Genomic DNA, 18813 nt, shown 5'->3' on the forward strand with positions numbered 1-18813 from the left:
ACCTCGGAAGCCTCCGTCCGGTCGCGCGAGCGCTGCGAGCGTGACGTCGTCAGAGCAACGCTCCGACTGAACTCGCTACGAATCGGTGCGGTTGGGTAGGCTGGCATTTCAGTAACCGAGCCGCATCATACCGCAACCGCAACGCACCACGAACCTCCCCAGCCGATTCCTCGCTGACGCTCGTCATCCCTCGCGCGCGTTTCTCGCACGCGCCACTCGGCCGGACGAACTAGCCGAGACGGACCAAATCGGAGCAAAAATCCCCTCTCCATCCTCGTCGTTGTCGAAAAAAACGAGACACTTTATCGCTCCCACAAAAATCTCCACCTCTCATGCAGGCGATCAAGGATAGCGTTCACGACTACGTGGAACTCCCGGCGGTCGCGGCGGCGTTGCTGGACACGGCACCCGTCCAGCGCTTGCGACACATCAAGCAGTTGAGTACGGTTCGGCTGGTGTATCCGTCGGCGAACCACACGCGATTCGAACACAGCATCGGCGTCACCCACCTAGCGGGACAGGCTGTGGACCGCCTCGGAATCGACGACCGCCGAGCGACGGCGGTGCAAGCCGCGGCCTTGCTTCACGACGTGGGGCACGGCCCCTACGGCCACCAGACCGAGGGCATCATCGAACGGCGACTGGGCAGACATCACGACGAAGTCGTGGACCTGCTCGATCACGGGGAACTGGCCGCGGTGCTCGAACGCTACGACCTGAATCCGAAGGAAATCGCCGCACTCGTCGCTGGCGAGGGCGAACTCGGCCAACTCGTGGCGGGCGAACTCGACGTTGATCGAATGGATTACCTCGTGCGCGACGCCCACCACACCGGCGTCCCCTACGGCACCGTGGATTACGGTCGCCTACTCAGTGCACTCCGGTTCGCGGACGGCAACCTCGTGCTGGCGGACGGAAACGTCCAGACCGCGGAAAGCCTCCTCGTCGCCCGCGCGTTGATGAACGCCACCGTCTACCGCCACCACGTCTCCCGAATCGCTGGTGCGATGCTGGAACGGACGAGCGAGCGACTGCTGGATTCGACGGAGATATCGTCCGAGAAATTCCAGCGATTCACCGACGCCGAACTGCTCGCGGCGCTCCGAAACTGCGAGGAGACGGCGGCGATTGCGAACCGAATCGCCGAACGAAACCTGTTCAAACGCGCGGTGTGGGCCGAATGGGGGGCGGTCCCGGACGACGTCGTGACGACGAGCCACGAGTCGGTCCGGGAGTTCGAGCGCGACATCGCCGCGAAGGCAGGGGTCGAACCCGAACACGTCCTGCTCGACACGCCCGGGGAACCGAGCATGCCCGAATCGTCGAGTCGAGTGGTCGTCAACGGCGAAATCAGGCGGCTGGCCGACCAATCCCCGCTGGTGCAGGGATTGCAGGAGTCACAGCGAACGCAGTGGCGGTTGGGCGTGTACGCGCCGGAAGCGACGACGGACGACGTTGAACGCGCGGCGAAATCGGTTCTCGGACTGGCACGCTGACGTAGTTGGCGTTTCCAATTACGAGCGAGCGGTTGCTGGATCCGAATTGGCTGCGTTTGCGGTCCGTCTTCGAACGACTTGATGGCGTGAAACGCCGTTATCCGCGGATATACGTCGTCTCCATTCGAATGATGGAAAACGAGGTGCTACGCGGCTGCTTCTGAATAAATTCTATGACGCTATATAGAATCTCCTGACGGAGATACCAGCCCGGACGAAACGGGTTCGGGTTCGAGGGAGGTGCGAGAACGCTATGACTACCGAATGCGTAGCGACCGTATGGACGACGGCATTCCGGACGCGGAGGAGATCATCGAACGCGGACGACGGTATCGGGACGAACTCGATGAGTACGGGGAACCCGAGCAAAAAGAGACGGTCGCGGAACTGTTCACGCTGCTCGGGCGTGCCTATGCCCTCCCTGTCCTCCACCTCTTCTCCCTGAACGAGGGACCGCTTCGATTCTCCGACCTCGAAGACCGACTCGACGTGTCGCCGACGACGCTCTCCAAACGGCTCTCGGAACTCACCGATGCGGGGCTTTTGACCCGTCACTCCTACGACGAGATACCGCCGCGAGTCGAGTACGAACCGACCGACGCCGCCAACGGTCTCGCGCCGGTTTTCATCCACCTCTACGAGTGGGCGTCGGTCTACGACCTCGACGGCGATGGCGATTGAGTCGCCGAAGGTTCCATTACTACAAATTCTGTAGTCGATACACTACTACTGACTCGATAGTATATGACTACAGAAGCGAAAGCAAAGGGCGTGATGAAACACATCCTTACACTCCAACCAGAGCGGACGGAGGGTCCGAGATGACCGACGCGATTCGCGCCGAGGACGTTCACGTCGTCTACCCCGACGGTACCGAGGCCGTCAACGGCGTGGACATGCGCGTTCCGGAGGGCGAGTTCTTCGGCTTCCTCGGTCCGAACGGGGCCGGGAAGACGACGACGATTCGAACGCTCGTCACGCTGTTGCGACCGACCGACGGCGCGGTGACGGTGAACGGCTACGACGTGGCCGAGGACCCGAAGAGCGTCCGCCGGTCGGTCGGCTACATGGCACAGGAGACGAGCATCGACGAGGAGTTGACCGCCCGCGAGAACGTCGAGTACATGGCGGCCGCGTACGGCATCCCAAAGCCCGATCGCGGCGAGCGCGCGGACGAACTGCTCGACCTCGCCGACCTGCTGGACGTCGCGGACAAGTCGGCGAAAACCTTCTCCGGTGGGATGAAAAAGCGACTCGACGCTGTCACCGCGCTGGTCCACCGCCCGCCGGTCGTCTTCCTCGACGAACCGACGACCGGACTCGACCCGAAGGCGCGCAACCGCCTCTGGGACTACTTCCGCGAGATAAACCGCGAGGGAACCACGGTGTTCCTCACGACGCAGTACTTGGAGGAAGCGGACCAACTGTGCGACCGAATTTCGCTCATCAAGGACGGCGAAATCGACCTGACCGGCTCCCCGGACGAACTCAAACGCGAGGTCGGCGGCGATATCCTCGAACTCGAACTCGCGCCGTCCGACGCGGACGTGGCGACCCGCATCGCCGAATCGGGTGACGTGTTCGACGACGCCGTCGTCACCGAGACGACGAACGGCATCTCGGTCGGGTCCACGAGGATTCGAACGAACACCCCCGACTACTTCGTCGCGCTTCGTGAGGCGGGCGTGGAAATCGACGGTTTCGACGTTCGCTCGCCGACGCTCGACGACGTGTTCCTCGCGGTGACGGGCGAAGGTGTCGAAGCGGAGGAGGCGGTCGAATCGAACACGGAGGTGATGTTATGAGCACCGATACGGACAACCACCACAAGCTCGCGCCCGGGAACGGCTTCCTCGGCGACACGTGGGTGAACATGCGGCGGTGGCTGCTCAAATCGGTTCGAAACCCGTTCATCGTCACGTCCTCCATCGTCCAGCCGCTCATCTTCCTCGTCCTGTTCTCGCAGGTGTTCGGACAGGTCACGGGTGGCGCTATCGGCGGACCCGGTCAGGACATCAAGTACATCAGTTTCCTCCTGCCCGCCATCGTCATTCAGGTGTCGCTCGTCGCCGCCGCGAGTTCCGGTATCGGGCTGGTCAACGACATCGAGACGGGAATGTTCGCGAAGGCGCTCGTCTCGCCGATGAATCGCGGAGCGGTGTTCCTCGGGAAGACGCTCGCCGAAGTCGCCCGTATCTGCGTGCAGATCATCATCGTCGTCGTGGTCGGCGTCGCCCTCGGAGCGAACATCGCCACGGGATTCCTCGGCGTGCTCGCGCTGATGTTCATCGGCATCCTGTTCTCGATTTGGTTCACGGCGCTCTCGAACGTCGTCGGGATTCAGACCGAGGACACTGAATCGACTATCATCGCCGTGAACTTCCTACAACTCCCGTTGCTGTTCGTCTCCAGCGCGTTCCTGCCGGTCGACCGGCTACCGCAGTGGATTCAGTACATCAGCGCCGTCAATCCCATCACTTACGGCGTCGATGCGGCGCGCGCGCTCGTCATCACCGGCTGGGAGTGGGACACCATCCTCCCGTCGATTGCCGTCCTCATCGTCCTCGACCTCATCCTCGCCGGACTCGCGTTGGTCGTGATTCGACGCGCCACCAGCGCCAGTGCGCGGTGAAGAACGGCGGCAACGGCGAGGACGACTCGCCGCGGATCAGAACAAGTCGTCGAGGATTTTCGACTCCGCTGCCGCGAGGTGTTCGCTGAACGTGGAGGGGTTGATGTCGAGCGCTTCGGCGATTTCCGTCGCGTTCGCCTGTCGCGGGCGCTCGAAATACCCCATTTCGTACGATTTTCGGAGAATCTGCCGTTGGCGAGCCGTTAGCTTGCCCCGGTCCACGAAGACGAGATCACGAGTCCGTTCCCCCGCTGGAGAACGAATGAACCGTTTGATGTCCACGTCGGGAAAGCGCTCACGGAGATCAGCGATAACGTCCTGTAGTTGGTCGTAGCCATCGGCGTAGAAAACCAGTATCAGCGTCCCCTCCCGAATATCGTAGCGGGTGATCGGACAGCCATGTTGCCCCAAGCACTCACACGGGCAGCTTACACCGTCCTCGTGGACGAACCGATACCGTCGCGTCGTCCCGTGCGAGAATATCGGCGTGATATCCCCCTCCGGGTCGTACTCCGCGTCCATCGAAAATTCGGTTACGAGTTCCGTGTCGTCAGAGGGGCGAGCGCTCACGGCGACCGAGTGGATAGTGGTTTCCGCCAACGCCGAGTGTTTGGCGAGCGGACACCCTTCGGGCGTCCGAAACTCCACGGTTGCTCGGATTCCAGGTAACATGGCTGTTTGCGGGATGGTTTGCGTTGGCGCTTTTTCGACCTACCGCTCCACTATCTAATCGCTCTCCTATCTACTCGACGTCGCTCTCCCGCTCGACTCTCACTCGGCGGCCGCTCAACTCGTCCGGCGTGAGTTGGTAGAGCTGAATATCGAGATTCTGCTTCGATTCGCCCCAAATCTCGAACAGCGGACGTTTCGCCTCGCCGTACTGTTCGATATGCTCGACGGTCAACTCGTCCCGCGAAATCTCCCGGAGGGTTCCGGTTGCGACGACGCTTCGATACAGATTCCCGTTCTCGTCGTACACGACGAGACGGGCTTGTGGCGCGGACGCCAGAAAGCGCCGCTTCTCGCTCTGTGGTGTCGAAACCAATCGTAAGTAGAACCGCCGGTTCTCGACGTCGTAGCCGTATGAAATCGGAATGGCGTACGGATCGTTCTCGCGCGCGAGTGAGAGCACGCCGGTTTCGTGATCGCCAAGGATTGTATCCGTCTCCTCTGTAGATAGCTCGACCTGCTGATCCAAAGCCATATCTTATATTGCCGAATGGAGAGAGTCCCATTAATAGTTGCCTGTGATGCTGTCCGTTTCGGACGAAATCACGTCCCTACAAGAAAGAACAGATGCGGCGGTATCACGAGGAGTCCGCAATCGACGCTTCCGTGAACGCGTCCGCCGTGACGGCACTCCCACAGATGACGCATCCCTTTCCGATAAGGGCGGCCCTCATCGAATCGTTCACGGTCAACGTTTCCCCGCACTCCGGACAGGCGAAGATGTACTCGTCTATCCCTTCGCTACTCATCGTATTCGCTACTACGCTTCCCCGTAATAAATACCATCCTCTCTTTCCGAACGCGAGAGAATCGGGGGTCTCCGCGTACAACGCGGCCAAAGCGGTGTCTCTCCTGATTCGATGAGAATCACGTGTCTGCCCGCTACTGTGAGCGAATCGAGGTCTTCCCACCAAACGATAACTCTTCTCACCGAACGGTAATTAGCGCTACACTTGGTACATCGACGGTCGTTTCTCGAACTGGAGTAAGACAAATGGTAGAAAACGTCAACACAAGTCTCCTCGGAAGGGAGGTCTCGTTCGACTTCTCGGGTCCGTGGTCGAGTTACGTGATCGTTCTCACGCGCCTCCTCGTCGGCTGGTGGTTCACCGCCGCGGGTCTCGAAAAGTTCGCAAATCTCTGGTACGCCCCCGCGGAATCGTTCGACGCGAGCGGATGGCTCATCCACGGTACGACCGCTGCACCGGACTGGCTTCACGGCTTCCTCGTGTGGGCCGGAAACACGGGATGGCTCCTCGCCTTCGCGAACGTCATGATCCCGCTCGGTGAACTGCTGATCGGTCTCGGTGTGCTTTTCGGCGTTCTCACCCGCCTCGCGTCGTTTTTCGGCGCGTTCCTGTTGTTCTTCTTCTATCTCGGCGGTGCCGACTTCGCCAACGGCTACGTGACCGGCGAGTTGCTGGGAATTCTCCTCTTCGTGCAGCTTATCGTGTTCGGCGCCGGTCGAATTTGGGGACTCGACGCCATCATCGAGGGAACTGACTTCGTGAACGACCACACGTGGATGCGGTACCTGCTCGGCTAAGGAGGCGACAAGACATGACAACAACACACTCGGAACTCGGTATCGTTGATAAGATTGCAATGGTCCTCGGCGGCGGGCTCATCCTGCTCGGAACGGTCGTGTTAGGGTTCATCGATACCTTCCTCGGGGACCCTTCCGCGATTGCGACGACGAACGACGCGGGACAGGTCGTCACGACCCCCGCGTTCCCAGTTGAGGTTCGCGGAACGATCATCGCCCTCGGACTCGTCGTGTTCATGCTGTACGCGGTTTACAAACTATTCACGGTGATCACTTCGCCGGAGGCGAGGCACACGCCCGAACGGAGCGCCTCAACCGGACATCACTGATCCCGGTTCGGGAGTTTCAACGACCGCTTCGAAGGATAATCGTGCTTTTCGTCCGGAGTCGCTTACCATCAGCGTCCCGCTACCGACCACGTCACGTCGAAGCGCCGCGAACGTGCGAGTGGACGCGAAATCGCGCGTCCGTCGCCCATCGCTGACGGGACGATTCGAACCAGTATATAAAGTACCCCGAGTACTGTGGCTGTTAATTGTTCCTCCAAGCACGTGATCGAATAGTATGAGTCAATCACAGAACGTCGTCGGTGCGGTTGAAACGTTCGAGCAGTCGCCGAAGCGACGGACGGTAGTCGAAAACGAGGACGCCGTTCGAGATCTCCTCACCGTACTCAACACGTCGGACTGTCAGGACATTCTCGATGCGACCAGCAACGAAGCGCTTTCGGCAAGCGAGATTTCGAACCGATGTGGATTGCCGCTCTCGACCACGTACCGCAAACTCAACCTGCTCGCGGACGACGGACTACTCGAAGAACGCGTGCGGATCAGCGGGGCCGGAAAACACGTGAGCGAGTACGTCCGAATCGTCGATAACGTGGTCATCTCGATGTCTCCCGAGGGGACGTTCGAACTACACATCTCACAGCACGAGGGACCCAAATCACACACCGGCTTTGGGTTCGGGATGGAGGACTGATCGTGATGAACCGAACCGAACGAACCGAGCATTTCGCGTCGCTGTTCGAGTCCATCACCGGAGAACCGACGATTACCGAACCACAGCAGACCGATATTCCTATTCGGTTGGACGAGTCCGGGGAGGAGGAAACGATATCCCAGTATCTCGCAACCGCGGGGGCACACGAGTTCGATGACGTCATCAACGAACCGGATACGTACTGAACTCCGATGGCCTGTGCCGACGATCCAGTCGCTCTCATGCGGTTCTACTGCGATACGTGATTTCTCCGGGACGATTCCGAACGCTCATCGCTCGGCCTTCGATGATTGAACCAGATTGCCTTTCATACTCCGGTTACAAACCTCGGCTATGAACCGACGGGGATATCTCCGTTCACTTTCGGCGACAGGAATCGCGGTCACGGCGGCCGGTTGTTTGGGGTCGTTCGGCGGTGACTCGCATCCGAACGTCACGATGAGCAAACCCGACGTGAATTACGACGTTTCGAAGCTTCCGTATCCCGCGTGGAATCAGCAAATCCCCGATTTGACGATTCCGGCACCGCTCGAAGAAAAGAAAATATCGCTCCGTGATGTGAACAAACCGAGTCTCATCACGTTCATCTATACGCACTGTAAGACGATCTGTCCGGTGCTCGTCTCGACGCTCAGAAACGTCCAGACACACGCACAGCAGAACGGATACGCCTCGGACGTCGCCTTCCTGCCGATTTCGTTCGACCCGCAGCGTGACGATGCCCAACGGTTGAAGAAATATTCGAAACAGATGAACATCGATCAGTCCATCGACGACTGGCACTTCCTTCGCCCGCAGTCGAAGAAACGGGCGAAAACTATCGTCACGGACGATTTCGGCGTCCATTTCGAACGAACGAAGCAAAAATCCAAGGACAAATACATGTTCACCCACTCGGCGCTCGTCCTACTGGCCAACGAGAAGGGCTACGTCGAGCGCTCGTACCGTGGACAGAGTCCGCCGCAGAAACAGATCATCGACGATCTCGAAAAAGTTCGAGGATGAACCGACGTCGTCTCCTCACCGGAATCGCCGGACTCGGCATTACCGGCGGCAGTGCGTGGATCGCGCTGAACGGCCTTTCGGGTGACGACGGCGGATTGCCGAGGAAGGTCACGACGATGCGTGCACCGGGTTCCGAATCCGGGTCGGTGCGGGTTCCGGTTTCGGACACCGTCACCGTTATCGACCTCTTTGCGACGTGGTGTTCGCCGTGTGCAAAGCAGATGCGGGCGCTCACGAAAGCACACGACGAGTACGGTGACGACGTCCGGTTCGTCTCGATAACGAACGAGCGAATCGGCGGGACGCTGACGAAGGGTGACGTTCGCTCGTGGTGGAAAAAACACGACGGTCAGTGGACGCTCGGTCTCGACCCGGACAGCGAGATTATGTCCTCGTTGAACGCGGGCGGTCTCCCGTTCCTCGCGGTCGCGGATGCGGACGGCACCATCGTCTGGTCGGATCGCGGTGTGGCCAGCATCGATACGCTGCGCTCAAAAATCGAGGCGGCAAAGAAACAGAGTAAATAGGGTAGATGAGATGAGCTCCTCGACACTCCTTCCGACGATTGCTTTCGCGGCGAGCGCGGGAATCGCGACGTTTTTCGCCCCGTGCGCGTTTCCCTTGCTTCCCGGCTACATCGGCTACTACCTCCAACACCGCGACGAGGAGTCCGTTTCGTCGGTGCTCCTTCCGGCCATGGGTGCCGCGCTCGGGGCGCTCGTCACGCTCGGCGTCGTCGGTATCGCCGTCTTCGCCGCCGGTGGTGAACTCGTCCGATACCTCCAGTGGTTCGAACCCCTCGCCGGGGTCGTCCTCCTCGTCGTGGGAGTGCTCGTGCTCGTCGGCAAGCAACCGACGATTCGCGTCCCGCTACCGGAACGACCCGCATCCACCACCGGATTCGTCCTCTTCGGCGGCGGGTACGCTCTCGCCGCCGCCGGTTGCGTGGCACCGGTCTTCCTCGGCGTCGTCACACAGACGTTGACGCTCCCGCTCACGGGCCGCGTCCTCTCGTTCGGAAGCTACGCTTTGGGCGTCGTCGTCCCGCTGAGCGGCGTGACGCTGCTGATGGCGGCGGGCGTCGATTGGTGGCGGGAACTGGGGAAGTACTCCTACACCCTCGAACGCGCCGCGGGCGGATTGATGATTCTGGCCGGTCTCGGCCAACTGTACCTCTCGTTCGTCGTGCTCAACGCGTTTTAAGCCGGAACGAGGTATCGATCCGTTCGCGTGTGTATCAGGGCCACACCGTTTGACGAGTTGTGGCCACGTCCCCGTCGAAGTGCGGTGCAGAAACATCCGAAGTCGTGCTCGAATTCCCCGTGACTCCGAGTAAACTTTTCCTCAATATAGCAAGAACGGTGAGCCATGGAAAATTCACCTTACGAGCCGGGCAGTCCGCGGGGGAGACGAGGGACGGCGTAGAGCGGTCCACGAAGGACGAAATCGTCGCGTTCACCGACGTATCGACGAAAAACACGTTCATCAACTACTACGAGACCGATCATCACTCACAGGACGTACTAGCACTCGACTACACCTATGACGTGTGAACGATCCGTGTCGTCCGACATAAATATCCGATCCTCGATCAACCAGTGATGATGCTATCACGAGTCTCGAACCTCGATTTCTCCGAACGGCTCCGGATCGGCGGGCTGTTCGGTGTCGTCGCGCTCATGCACCTCGTCGGATGGGGCGTCCTCTTCCTCGTCGCGCCCGACAACCCGACACTCCTCGGAACCGGTGTTCTCGCGTACAGCCTCGGACTTCGCCACGCGTTCGACGCCGACCACATCGTCGCTATCGACAACACCACGCGTGCCGCGCTACAGGACGGGCGCCGACACGTCGGCGTCGGTTTCTTCTTCTCGCTCGGCCATTCCACGGTCGTCGCCGCGATGGCGCTCGCGCTCGCCGTCGCAACCGACACCGCTCGGACGGCGCTTCCGTCGCTCGAAACCGTCGGTGGGTTCATCGGTACGCTCGTCTCCGGGAGTTTCCTCTATGCTACCGGGCTGCTCAATCTTCTCGTCCTCGTCGACCTCTTCCGGGTCTTCCTCCGGATGCGCGACGGCGACCACGACCCCGAGGGGCTCGAAGCAAAATTCCGGAAACGTGGCTTCGTCAACCGGTTCGCTGGCCGGTACTTCGATGCCGTGCGCCGAAGCTGGCACGTCTACCCGCTCGGCGTACTGTTCGGTCTCGGCTTCGACACTGCGTCCGAGGTTGCGCTGCTCGCGATTGCGGCCGGAGCGGCGTCCGACGGCCTGTCACCGACTGCCATCGCCGTCCTTCCGCTCCTCTTCGCGGCGGGGATGTCGCTCCTCGACACGGCTGACGGTGCGTTCATGCTCTACGCCTACGACTGGGCGTTCTCCACGCCACTCAGGAAAATCTACTACAATCTCACCGTCACCGGCGTTTCGGTTGCCGTCGCACTCTTCATCGGTACGGTCGAACTCCTCCAAGTCCTCGCAAGTGGTCTCGACCTCCGAGGCGGCCTCTGGACTGCTGCCCGGTCCATCGACACCGGAAACGTCGGCTACGCCATCGTCGCTCTCTTCGTCTTCGCGTGGCTCGCATCCTACCTCTTCTGGCGAATCGGCAACATCGAAGAACGGTGGAGTGCCGAGTCATCGTAGCCCTCGACTCGGCGCACTGACGACCATCCGTTCGACGGGTTCGTAATAATCGACTCGGTTCTACAGCACCGAATATCCGTGACCGGGGTCGATCGAATCGAGATACGAGTAGGGCGTTCCGTCCTCCGACGTTTTCCGCTTCACACCGAACGGGTAGCTCCCGTCCACTTCTATCTCGTCGTAGATTTCCGACGAACTCAGGTACGGAATTTCGATAGTCGTCTTCCCGAACGCATGCTTCAGTTCGACGTATCTGCTGTCTTCGTCCGGCGAAATCGTCCCAAAGCGCCCGTCCGTGGGTTTCTCCTTTTTCTCCGCGACCGTTCCGTCGCGGACGACCCGATGAAAACTCCCGATGGAATCGGTGATGGTGGTGGCGAGGATGACGAAGTCGTCTATCTGGACGGTGTTGAACTGGTCGACCGGAGTCGAATACCACTTCACCGAGCCATCCGCAGGCGCTAACTGTATCCCGTCGTACCCCTCGTGGCGTATCTTCAGATAGTAGCCGATATTCCCGTATTTTCGCCCCAACTTCCCCCGCAACTCCTCGTCGAGCACGAAACCTGGTCCGATAGAACGTCCGTGAAGGACGGAGCCGACCGATGGACCATCGCCGTCATCCGTCACACTCAGGAGTGGCGTCTGTCCACCACCGGACTTCCCCACCACTGACCGCTCGATGATCTTCCCTTTCGGCGGTGGGAGGGGATGGCTGCAACCGGAGACGAGTGAGAGACCCCCCAGCGCGAAGAGACGATTGAATGACCGCCGATTCATACGAAAGTAAAGACCGTTCTCGATGAAGAAAGTAGTGATAACTGCAATGGATTTCAACTGTGGGAGTTCGACGCTCGGGATCGAAATTATTCGCGCCGCGCACGATTTCATATAGCAATATGAGATTCACCATCCGTGACGTTGGCCGTTCTAACGACAATGAAATACACCACAAACTCCCTTCTAAACCTCTGTAATGGCTGTTCTTGGCAGTGTGGTGATTGTGTGACCATCCCCGAAGAACGTTGACTCCCGGTTCGCTAATTTCGACTGCCGGAATCGGGTCGGACGAGAACGACTTTTAAACGGGCTTTCAGAGCAGCACCGTGCTCTTGTCGTCGGGACACCAATCGATATTCAACGATGCAAGCAGCCATCTATCGCGGCCCGAGCGACATCCGAATCGAAGAAATCTCCGACCCCGCTATCGAGAAATCGACGGACGCAATCGTCCGCATCACCCACACCGCCATCTGTGGATCGGACCTCTGGTTCTACCGCGGACACCGCGACTACGAGGAGGGCGCTCCCGTCGGGCACGAACCGATGGGAATCGTCGAGGCGGTCGGCGACGACGTCCGTTCGGTCGAACCCGGCGACCGCGTGTTCGCGCCGTTCTCGATTAGCTGTGGGGAGTGTGAGTTCTGTCGGAAAGGACTCCACACGTCGTGTGCCAACGGCGATGGCTGGGGCGGTGACAACGGCGGCGCACAGGGCGAGAAAGTCCGTGCGACCCACGCCGACGGGACGCTCGTTCGCGTCCCCGACGAGTACGCCGACGACGAAGCCGTCCTCGAATCCCTCCTGCCGTTGACGGACGTGATGGGAACGGGACACCACGCCGCCGTCAGCGCGGGCGTCGAAGCGGGGGAGACCGCGGTCGTCGTCGGCGACGGCGCGGTCGGACTCTGCGGCGTCCTCGCCGCGAGACGCCTCGGGGCCGAGCGAATCATCGCGATGGGCCACCACGAGGACCGCCTCGAAATCGCCGAGGAGTTCGGCGCGACCGACGTCGTCTCCGCTCGCGGCGAGGAGGCGGTCGAGGAAGCGCGCGAACTCACCTACGGTGGTGCGAACCACGTCCTCGAATGCGTCGGCGCGGAATCTTCCATGGAGACCGCCGCCGAAGTCGCCCGCCCCGGCGGGACCATCGGTTACGTCGGCGTGCCGCAGGGCGTCGAGACGACCGGCTTTCTCGGAACGATGTTCGGGAAGAACGTCTCGCTCAAGGGTGGCGTCGCGCCGGTTCGGAACTACGCCGACGAACTCATGGCCGACGTGCTACAGGGAACCCCCGATCCATCACCGATCTTCACGAAGACCGTCGGTCTCGACGGCGTTCCCGAGGGCTATCGAGCGATGGACGAGCGCGACGCGGTGAAGGTCATGGTGCGACTCGACGAGTGACCGGTAACGACACGAACCGGGAGAAATGATTCGTCCCCAACGGATTGGGATTCGTCTCATCGACGATACCAACCGACGAAAACTGTCCGTCGAATCTCAGGCGTTTTCGACTTGCTGGAGCACGTCGGGCGCGCTCTCCAACGCTTCGTCGAGTTTGTCGGCGTCGGGGCCGCCGCCCTGGGCGAAGTCGGCGGGACCGCCGCCACCACCGCCGACGAGGGAGGCGAGTTCGCCGACGACTTCTCCGGCCTTCACCGAGACGCCGTCCGGAACCGCGACGACGAACTGCGCACCGTCAGCACCGCTGCCGATGACCGCGATTTTACCGTCCTCGACCATCGCGTTGGCGGTGGCGCGGAGTTCGTCCATGTCTGTGTCGATGCGCTGGATGACGGCGGTCGTGCCACCGACCTCTATTTCCTCGCCGCCGCCCGCACCGCTGGCGCGGGCCTCGGCGAGTTGCTCTTTCAGGTCCTCGATCTGTTTGCCGCGGGCCTTCCACTCCTCGAAGAAGCGCTCGGCGGTGTCGGGTACCTCGGACGGCGAAACCGAGAGCGTGTCGGCGGCCGTTCGGAGGTAGTCCTCGGTCTCCTGTGTCGCCTCGATGGCGGCGTCACCGGCGGCGAACGTGAGTCGTTCGACCCCGTCCTGCACGCGCTCCGTGTTCAGGAGTTTGATAGCGCCGACGTCGCCGGTTCGGCGGACGTGCGTCCCACCGCAGGCCTGCACGTCCTCGGCGACGTGGATGAGGCGGATGTTCGTTCCGCCGGGAATTCCACCCTGATAGAGGTCGAACCCGAACTCCTCCTCGGCCTCGTGGCGGTTGGGCCACTCCTGCTGGACCGTCGTGTTCTCCATGACGATCTCGTTGGCGAGCAGTTCGATGTGTTTGGCCGTCTCGCGGTCGATGCGCTCGTAGTGGCGCACGTCGATGCGCGAACTGTCGGTTCCCTTCTGGGCACCGGCCTGTCGGATGTGGTCGCCGAGTATCTGGCGGGCCGCGTGGACGACGATGTGGGTCGCCGTGTGATGACGCATCAACCTGCGACGGCGTTGGGCGTCGATCTTCCCGCGGACGATGGCTCCCTTATCGACGGCTTCGTCGGTTCGATGGAGGACGACGCCGTTCTCGATCTGCGTGTCCGACACCTGTACCGTCTTCTCGTCGGTCGAAAGCGTACCGTGGTCGCCCGGTTGTCCTCCGCCTTCGGGGTAGAACATCGTCTGGTCGAGGACGACGTCGTAGCCCTCCTCGCGGTCGAACACGTCGAGGACGACGGCTTCGAAGTCGGTTCGGTACTGGTCCTCGTAGTAGAGGCGTTCGGTCTTCGGCAGGTCGGTGAAGCGGTCGTCTTCGGACTCCTCCTCCTCGAAGGCTTCCCCGCTGTCGTGGCGTTCGGCGACGAGGCTGTAGAAGTCGTCCGGGACCGCCACCGACGCGCCGAACTCGTCGGCGATCTCCTCGACCATGTCCGGTTGCAGTCCGTGGGAATCGTACAACTCGACGAGCGTCTCGGTCGGAATCGGCTTGCCTTCCTCGGCGTGTCGCTTGGCGATGCGGCGAACGCGACGGCCGCCCTGTTCGAGCGTCTCGCGGTACTTTTCGACCTCCGTCCGGACGATGTCGCGGATGGTGTCGCGGTTCTGATAGCCCAGACGTTCGGCCTGCATGTCCACGAGTTCGTCCAGCGGTGCATCGACGCCCGCTGTGTCACAGAGACGCTTGGTTCGCCGGAGTACCATCCGGGCGAGGTAACCGGTCGCGACGTTGCTCGGGACGATGCCGTCACCGAACATGTAGGCGAGCGTCCGGCAGTGGTCGGCAATCGCGTAGATGGCTTCGAGCGGTTCCAGTAGCTCGACGAGTTCCGTCGTCGAGACGCCGATTTTGTCCGCGATGTTGTCGCGGGCGGCTTCCATGTCCTCGGCTTCGTCGATGTCCATGTGCCCCGCGAGCTTCGAGGCGCGGTGAACGAGTTCTTCCTCCTCGTCGGTGTGTTCGATTCCCGCGTTCTCCTTGAGGAAATCGATCATGTCGGGGTAGACGGCTTCGTACACCGTCGGCGTTCCCTGTGAAACCCACGTCCAGCGTTCGAGGCCGTACCCGGTGTCCACGATGTACGTGTCCATCGGGCTGTACCGGTTGCCGTCCTTCATCTCGTACTCGCCCTCCGGGTCTTGCTCCATCGACATGAAGACGAGCGTGGCGAGTTCGACGCCCCGGTAGATGACTTCGATAGCGGGTCCGGCGTTGCCGCCGCCGACCCACGGGTCCTCGATGTAGATGACTTCATCGAGGTTCGCACCCATCGACTCGAAGAACTCGTCACAGTACTCGACCGTCTGGTCCTTCCAGTACACCTCTCCCTCGTACGCGTACTGCTCGGGGTCGTCGATGTCCTCCCGGGCGTTGAACGCGTGATGGGCCATCATCTCGAAGGCCATCGTGTGTCGCCCCGTCTTCCCGACGTTGTCGATGTCCTGCATCCGGATGCAGGGTTGACTGATGGTCAGCGGGTTGGCCGGTGGTGGCGTCTCTCCGGAGGTGACCAGCGGCTGAAAGTCCGCGATAGAAGCGATAGTGAGTAGCATGTCGTCCCGCCAGCGGTTCGCCGCCACTGGGTACGGGTCGATCCGTTGGTGGTCGTTGTCCTCGAAGAACGACAGGAACGCTTCCCGCATTTCCGCCAGCGAGTACGTCTCGTCGAAACTCGGGTTGTCGATGAATCCGTACTCCTCACACGGTGGTTCTCCGCACGTCTTTCGGTCGTGGTCGCGCGTCCAGAAATGCGCTCCACATTCGGAGCATTCCTTTCGCACAAAGCCGTTTTCCTCGAAATAATCGAGGCGATACTCCTCCTCAAGTTGGCTCATTGTTGGTAGTTCTTCACCCACCGGGGCGTAAAACAGTTCCGCAACCGTGTGAGACCCCAGATACGACCGTCATCGTCCGTTCTGGGCCGAGCGATCCGAATCGAAAAGGGGCATCTGTCAGGCGTGATCGAACAGGTCGAACAATCCTCGGAGGGCGGCACTACCGGAATCGTCCCCGTCGAGGACGTACGAGTCGAACCGCCGAACCGAGTAGCGGTAGGCGGCCGGGGGTGCGACGAGACCGAGCACTGCCGCAACCGCTCCGGCGACGAGACGAACCCTTCCGGGTGAAATCTCCAGCGCGTAGCCGAGAACTCCGGTGAGGAAGTGAACCATCGAGGCGACGGAGGCGGCCGTGGATGGTGTGATCGCGATGACGGCACCGCCGTACCCGATCATCAGCACGGCCGAATACGTGACGAACGCCGTCTTGCTCGGGACGACCGCCCGGCGGCTTTTCGTGACGTTGACCTCGCCGAACCGGGGGAACGTCGATCCGATTCCGATCGCGACGGCGATTCCCGCCAGACCGAGCAGCACGCTCACCCCCATCAACAGGATCCAGCGCGTCGGTTCGAGCGGACTCAAAAACCCGGTGAGCGCCGTGGCGACGACGATAATCGGGAGTCCGACGATGCTCACCGCGATCATGTGGCCTTTGACGAACTGTTTGCCCTCGACGGTCGAGATGAGCGTCACGGGCAACATGGCTCCCTCGTCACCGAGCGGATTGAGCGTCGCGCCGCCGAGCGCCCACGCCCCGTAAAAGGAGACGAGGACGGGAAGGGACCCCGTGACGTGGCCCGCCTGCACGGCGTCCTGAATCGGACCGGTGAGGAAGAAGATCGGATAAATGACGTAGAGGAGTCGAAGCGGCGAGCGTTTCGTCCGCCGCCACACGTTTTCGACCACGGAGCGCGTCGGTCCCGACGCGATCCCGGCGAGGAAATCGGCGTTCGTCTCGTCGGCGTCGTACTGTTTGTTCTCGGGTTGGACTCGGTCGCCGTACCAGAGTCGCATCGCCAACTGAACGTCGATGACGGTCAGGATCGGAACGCCGACGACCACGAGGGCAATCGCGCCACCGACCCGAACCAGCGAGGGAGACGTTCCCGGAATGCCGAGCACGAGGAAGTCGCCGAGCCACGCCGTCGGCGCGTTCTGGAGTATCAGACCGAGCGACGTCATGATGTCACCGAACGCGTTCGTTACGATCGCTCCCATGTAGAGAACGAAGACGATGACCGTGATGATCGATTTGTACTGTGCGAGGACCTCCGAGCGCGCGAGTGCGAGTTTGAGCAGGAGACCGACGATGTGCCCGCTGAGCAGCGCCAGAAGTATCAATCCGAGCAGCGCGAGGACGATGGCGATGAGCGGAAGCGGCGTCCCGAGCGACGCGCTGAGTGCGCCGCTGATCGCCAGAACGGGAATCGCGCCGACGGTGACGAACCGCATGAGTTCCCCGCCGAGGAGACCGCCGACCACGTCGCGGGCGGGAACCGTCGTCAGCATGCCCGCCTCGTTGTTGATCCGTCCGGTTTTCCCGATGGAGCGCGAGGCAACCATCACCGAAAGACCGACCCACGCGACGGCGAACGCACCGCGTGCGCCCATCAGTATCGGTGCCGATGTCGTCCGGAGTTCACCACCCAACTTGTACGCGAGATACGCGCCGAGAACGGTCGCTCCGGCGGGTAGCAGGAGGAAAACCCCGAACGCGAGCATCTGCACGGGATTTTTGGCGATGGCGCGGATGCTCCGTCGATACTCCATTCGGGCGATACTGGCACTCCGTCGGGGTGTCGGCCAGTTCATTGTTCCACCGACGCCGCGGCGGGGTGTTCGCTCGTCACGTCGAGGAACACGTCTTCGAGCGTCTGTTCCTCCTCGGCGCGGTGGGTGAGTCGCTCGGGGGAGTCCTCGGCGACGAGCGACCCGTCGTACAGCACGCCGACCGTGTCGGCGAGTTCCTCCACGACGGGGAGGATGTGCGTCGAGAGGAAGACGGTCATCCCGTCGTGGGTGAGTTCCGAAATAAGCTCGCGTACCGTCCGTGCCGCACGTGGGTCGAGGCCCGACGTCGGTTCGTCGAGGAAGACGACGTCGGGTTCGTGAAGGACGGTCTGGATCAGCGCCGTCTTCTGTTTCATCCCCTTCGAGTACGTCCCGACGCGTTCGTTCGCGTCGTCGAGGAGGTCGAATCGGTCGAGAAGCCGTTCGATTCGGTCGTCAGCGTCCACGCCCCGGAGACCGGCGATGTACTGCAACTGCTCGTAGGCGGTGAGTTCGTCGTACAGCGGTGGCTCCTCGGGCATGTAACCGATGTGCGAAACGACGGCATCCCGGTCCGTGATGGGTTCACCGGCAACGCGGGCAGTGCCGCTCGTCGGCGGCGTCAGCGTCGTCAACATTCGCATGGTCGTCGTCTTCCCCGCGCCGTTCGGACCGAGGAATCCGTAGACGGATTCGGACGGAACGGTCAGTTCGAGGTTCGAGACGACCGTCGTATCGTCGAACCGCTTCGTCAACCCGTCCGTTTCGATGGCAGGCATCATCGTGTCGCCTCCGACCGCACGCGTTCGTCATCGATGTGGAGAGCAACGACAGCGGTGGGGACTGCGCGAACCATATCGGCTCCGTTGTACCGAGAGGTAAAAAACCCGATTGAAATGGTTGTTCACATTTCCAACCAAT

At 61.4% G+C, this 18813-nt stretch carries 21 protein-coding genes; 14 read left to right on the forward strand and 7 right to left on the reverse strand.

Annotation, left to right across the window (positions count from 1 at the left end):
- The first annotated feature begins 332 nt into the window (after positions 1-332).
- The 4 genes from A4G99_RS05390 (at position 333) to A4G99_RS05405 (ending at position 4128) form a co-directional block, all read left to right on the forward strand.
- Positions 333-1496 carry an HD domain-containing protein gene (locus tag A4G99_RS05390; protein WP_066140392.1) on the forward strand — a complete coding sequence of 388 codons (1164 nt, stop codon included), beginning with the start codon at positions 333-335 and terminating at the stop codon, positions 1494-1496.
- A gap of 279 nt (positions 1497-1775) precedes the next feature.
- On the forward strand, positions 1776-2177 hold the full coding sequence (locus tag A4G99_RS05395) for a helix-turn-helix domain-containing protein (protein WP_066140395.1): 402 nt from the start codon (positions 1776-1778) through the stop codon (positions 2175-2177).
- Positions 2178-2317: 140 nt separating this feature from the next.
- A complete protein-coding gene (locus A4G99_RS05400) occupies positions 2318-3301 on the forward strand; it encodes an ATP-binding cassette domain-containing protein (RefSeq protein WP_066140398.1) in 984 nt (327 codons plus the stop codon).
- A complete protein-coding gene (locus A4G99_RS05405; protein ID WP_066140401.1) occupies positions 3298-4128 on the forward strand; it encodes an ABC transporter permease in 831 nt (276 codons plus the stop codon). Before A4G99_RS05400 ends, A4G99_RS05405 begins: the two co-directional genes overlap by 4 nt.
- Before the next feature lie 36 nt (positions 4129-4164).
- Here A4G99_RS05405 and A4G99_RS05410 read toward each other — a convergent pair whose 3' ends face one another.
- The 3 genes from A4G99_RS05410 to A4G99_RS25730 all read right to left on the reverse strand — a co-directional run bounded on the left by A4G99_RS05410 (position 4165) and on the right by A4G99_RS25730 (position 5606).
- Positions 4165-4800, reverse strand: a complete 636-nt coding sequence (locus A4G99_RS05410; RefSeq protein WP_066140404.1) for a helix-turn-helix domain-containing protein — start codon at positions 4798-4800, stop codon at positions 4165-4167.
- Positions 4801-4870: 70 nt separating this feature from the next.
- The gene (locus tag A4G99_RS05415; RefSeq protein ID WP_066140406.1) at positions 4871-5332 is read right to left on the reverse strand and encodes a pyridoxamine 5'-phosphate oxidase family protein; all 462 of its coding nucleotides are present in this window, start codon (positions 5330-5332) and stop codon (positions 4871-4873) included.
- Positions 5333-5435: 103 nt separating this feature from the next.
- Entirely contained in the window at positions 5436-5606 is a 171-nt protein-coding gene (locus tag A4G99_RS25730; RefSeq protein WP_190303694.1) for a hypothetical protein, read from the reverse strand.
- Between the two features lie 245 nt (positions 5607-5851).
- Between A4G99_RS25730 and A4G99_RS05420 the strand changes: the two genes are divergently transcribed.
- The 9 genes from A4G99_RS05420 to A4G99_RS05460 all read left to right on the forward strand — a co-directional run bounded on the left by A4G99_RS05420 (position 5852) and on the right by A4G99_RS05460 (position 11055).
- On the forward strand, positions 5852-6403 hold the full coding sequence (locus A4G99_RS05420; RefSeq protein WP_066140408.1) for a DoxX family membrane protein: 552 nt from the start codon (positions 5852-5854) through the stop codon (positions 6401-6403).
- Between the two features lie 14 nt (positions 6404-6417).
- Positions 6418-6732 carry a hypothetical protein gene (locus A4G99_RS05425; protein ID WP_066140410.1) on the forward strand — a complete coding sequence of 105 codons (315 nt, stop codon included), beginning with the start codon at positions 6418-6420 and terminating at the stop codon, positions 6730-6732.
- Between the two features lie 235 nt (positions 6733-6967).
- Positions 6968-7384 (forward strand): helix-turn-helix domain-containing protein, encoded by a 417-nt coding sequence (locus tag A4G99_RS05430; RefSeq protein ID WP_066140413.1) that lies wholly within the window; start codon positions 6968-6970, stop codon positions 7382-7384.
- 5 nt (positions 7385-7389) lie between these two features.
- The gene (locus A4G99_RS05435; protein ID WP_150123044.1) at positions 7390-7590 is read left to right on the forward strand and encodes a hypothetical protein; all 201 of its coding nucleotides are present in this window, start codon (positions 7390-7392) and stop codon (positions 7588-7590) included.
- A 148-nt stretch (positions 7591-7738) separates the two neighbouring features.
- Entirely contained in the window at positions 7739-8410 is a 672-nt protein-coding gene (locus A4G99_RS05440; protein ID WP_066140419.1) for an SCO family protein, read from the forward strand.
- On the forward strand, positions 8407-8937 hold the full coding sequence (locus A4G99_RS05445) for a TlpA disulfide reductase family protein (RefSeq protein WP_066140421.1): 531 nt from the start codon (positions 8407-8409) through the stop codon (positions 8935-8937). Before A4G99_RS05440 ends, A4G99_RS05445 begins: the two co-directional genes overlap by 4 nt.
- Before the next feature lie 10 nt (positions 8938-8947).
- Entirely contained in the window at positions 8948-9613 is a 666-nt protein-coding gene (locus tag A4G99_RS05450; protein WP_066140426.1) for a cytochrome c biogenesis CcdA family protein, read from the forward strand.
- Between the two features lie 158 nt (positions 9614-9771).
- A complete protein-coding gene (locus A4G99_RS05455; RefSeq protein ID WP_150123045.1) occupies positions 9772-9963 on the forward strand; it encodes a hypothetical protein in 192 nt (63 codons plus the stop codon).
- Between the two features lie 48 nt (positions 9964-10011).
- Positions 10012-11055: a HoxN/HupN/NixA family nickel/cobalt transporter gene (locus A4G99_RS05460; RefSeq protein ID WP_223301728.1), complete on the forward strand. Its 1044-nt coding sequence runs from the start codon at positions 10012-10014 to the stop codon at positions 11053-11055.
- 60 nt (positions 11056-11115) lie between these two features.
- Here A4G99_RS05460 and A4G99_RS05465 read toward each other — a convergent pair whose 3' ends face one another.
- Complete coding sequence (locus tag A4G99_RS05465; protein ID WP_150123046.1) at positions 11116-11835, reverse strand: hypothetical protein; 720 nt, start codon at positions 11833-11835, stop codon at positions 11116-11118.
- Positions 11836-12198: 363 nt separating this feature from the next.
- Here A4G99_RS05465 and A4G99_RS05470 point away from each other — a divergent pair, with 363 nt between their 5' ends.
- Positions 12199-13242, forward strand: coding sequence for a zinc-dependent alcohol dehydrogenase family protein (locus tag A4G99_RS05470; RefSeq protein WP_066140435.1), 1044 nt, complete (start codon positions 12199-12201; stop codon positions 13240-13242).
- 96 nt (positions 13243-13338) lie between these two features.
- Here the strand turns inward: A4G99_RS05470 and alaS are convergent, their stop codons facing one another.
- The 3 genes from alaS to A4G99_RS05485 all read right to left on the reverse strand — a co-directional run bounded on the left by alaS (position 13339) and on the right by A4G99_RS05485 (position 18674).
- On the reverse strand, positions 13339-16116 hold the full coding sequence (gene alaS, locus A4G99_RS05475; protein WP_066140438.1) for an alanine--tRNA ligase: 2778 nt from the start codon (positions 16114-16116) through the stop codon (positions 13339-13341).
- Between the two features lie 117 nt (positions 16117-16233).
- Entirely contained in the window at positions 16234-17934 is a 1701-nt protein-coding gene (locus tag A4G99_RS05480; protein ID WP_223301729.1) for a hypothetical protein, read from the reverse strand.
- Entirely contained in the window at positions 17931-18674 is a 744-nt protein-coding gene (locus A4G99_RS05485; protein WP_066140441.1) for an ABC transporter ATP-binding protein, read from the reverse strand. Before A4G99_RS05485 ends, A4G99_RS05480 begins: the two co-directional genes overlap by 4 nt.
- Positions 18675-18813 lie beyond the last annotated feature (139 nt).

Origin of the sequence: Haladaptatus sp. R4, assembly GCF_001625445.1 — an archaeon.
Classification (GTDB): Archaea; Halobacteriota; Halobacteria; order Halobacteriales; family Haladaptataceae; genus Haladaptatus.

What these genes read in the sequence shown, in the direction of transcription:
- A4G99_RS05390 (WP_066140392.1), top strand. Translation starts at nt 333, where the DNA reads ATGCAGGCGATCAAGGATAGCGTTCACGACTACGTGGAACTCCCGGCG.
- A4G99_RS05395 (WP_066140395.1), top strand. Translation starts at nt 1,776, where the DNA reads ATGGACGACGGCATTCCGGACGCGGAGGAGATCATCGAACGCGGACGA.
- A4G99_RS05400 (WP_066140398.1), top strand. Translation starts at nt 2,318, where the DNA reads ATGACCGACGCGATTCGCGCCGAGGACGTTCACGTCGTCTACCCCGAC.
- A4G99_RS05405 (WP_066140401.1), top strand. Translation starts at nt 3,298, where the DNA reads ATGAGCACCGATACGGACAACCACCACAAGCTCGCGCCCGGGAACGGC.
- A4G99_RS05410 (WP_066140404.1), bottom strand. Translation starts at nt 4,800, where the DNA reads ATGTTACCTGGAATCCGAGCAACCGTGGAGTTTCGGACGCCCGAAGGG.
- A4G99_RS05415 (WP_066140406.1), bottom strand. Translation starts at nt 5,332, where the DNA reads ATGGCTTTGGATCAGCAGGTCGAGCTATCTACAGAGGAGACGGATACA.
- A4G99_RS25730 (WP_190303694.1), bottom strand. Translation starts at nt 5,606, where the DNA reads ATGAGTAGCGAAGGGATAGACGAGTACATCTTCGCCTGTCCGGAGTGC.
- A4G99_RS05420 (WP_066140408.1), top strand. Translation starts at nt 5,852, where the DNA reads ATGGTAGAAAACGTCAACACAAGTCTCCTCGGAAGGGAGGTCTCGTTC.
- A4G99_RS05425 (WP_066140410.1), top strand. Translation starts at nt 6,418, where the DNA reads ATGACAACAACACACTCGGAACTCGGTATCGTTGATAAGATTGCAATG.
- A4G99_RS05430 (WP_066140413.1), top strand. Translation starts at nt 6,968, where the DNA reads ATGAGTCAATCACAGAACGTCGTCGGTGCGGTTGAAACGTTCGAGCAG.
- A4G99_RS05435 (WP_150123044.1), top strand. Translation starts at nt 7,390, where the DNA reads ATGAACCGAACCGAACGAACCGAGCATTTCGCGTCGCTGTTCGAGTCC.
- A4G99_RS05440 (WP_066140419.1), top strand. Translation starts at nt 7,739, where the DNA reads ATGAACCGACGGGGATATCTCCGTTCACTTTCGGCGACAGGAATCGCG.
- A4G99_RS05445 (WP_066140421.1), top strand. Translation starts at nt 8,407, where the DNA reads ATGAACCGACGTCGTCTCCTCACCGGAATCGCCGGACTCGGCATTACC.
- A4G99_RS05450 (WP_066140426.1), top strand. Translation starts at nt 8,948, where the DNA reads ATGAGCTCCTCGACACTCCTTCCGACGATTGCTTTCGCGGCGAGCGCG.
- A4G99_RS05460 (WP_223301728.1), top strand. Translation starts at nt 10,012, where the DNA reads ATGATGCTATCACGAGTCTCGAACCTCGATTTCTCCGAACGGCTCCGG.
- A4G99_RS05465 (WP_150123046.1), bottom strand. Translation starts at nt 11,835, where the DNA reads ATGAATCGGCGGTCATTCAATCGTCTCTTCGCGCTGGGGGGTCTCTCA.
- A4G99_RS05470 (WP_066140435.1), top strand. Translation starts at nt 12,199, where the DNA reads ATGCAAGCAGCCATCTATCGCGGCCCGAGCGACATCCGAATCGAAGAA.
- alaS (WP_066140438.1), bottom strand. Translation starts at nt 16,116, where the DNA reads ATGAGCCAACTTGAGGAGGAGTATCGCCTCGATTATTTCGAGGAAAAC.
- A4G99_RS05480 (WP_223301729.1), bottom strand. Translation starts at nt 17,934, where the DNA reads ATGAACTGGCCGACACCCCGACGGAGTGCCAGTATCGCCCGAATGGAG.
- A4G99_RS05485 (WP_066140441.1), bottom strand. Translation starts at nt 18,674, where the DNA reads ATGATGCCTGCCATCGAAACGGACGGGTTGACGAAGCGGTTCGACGAT.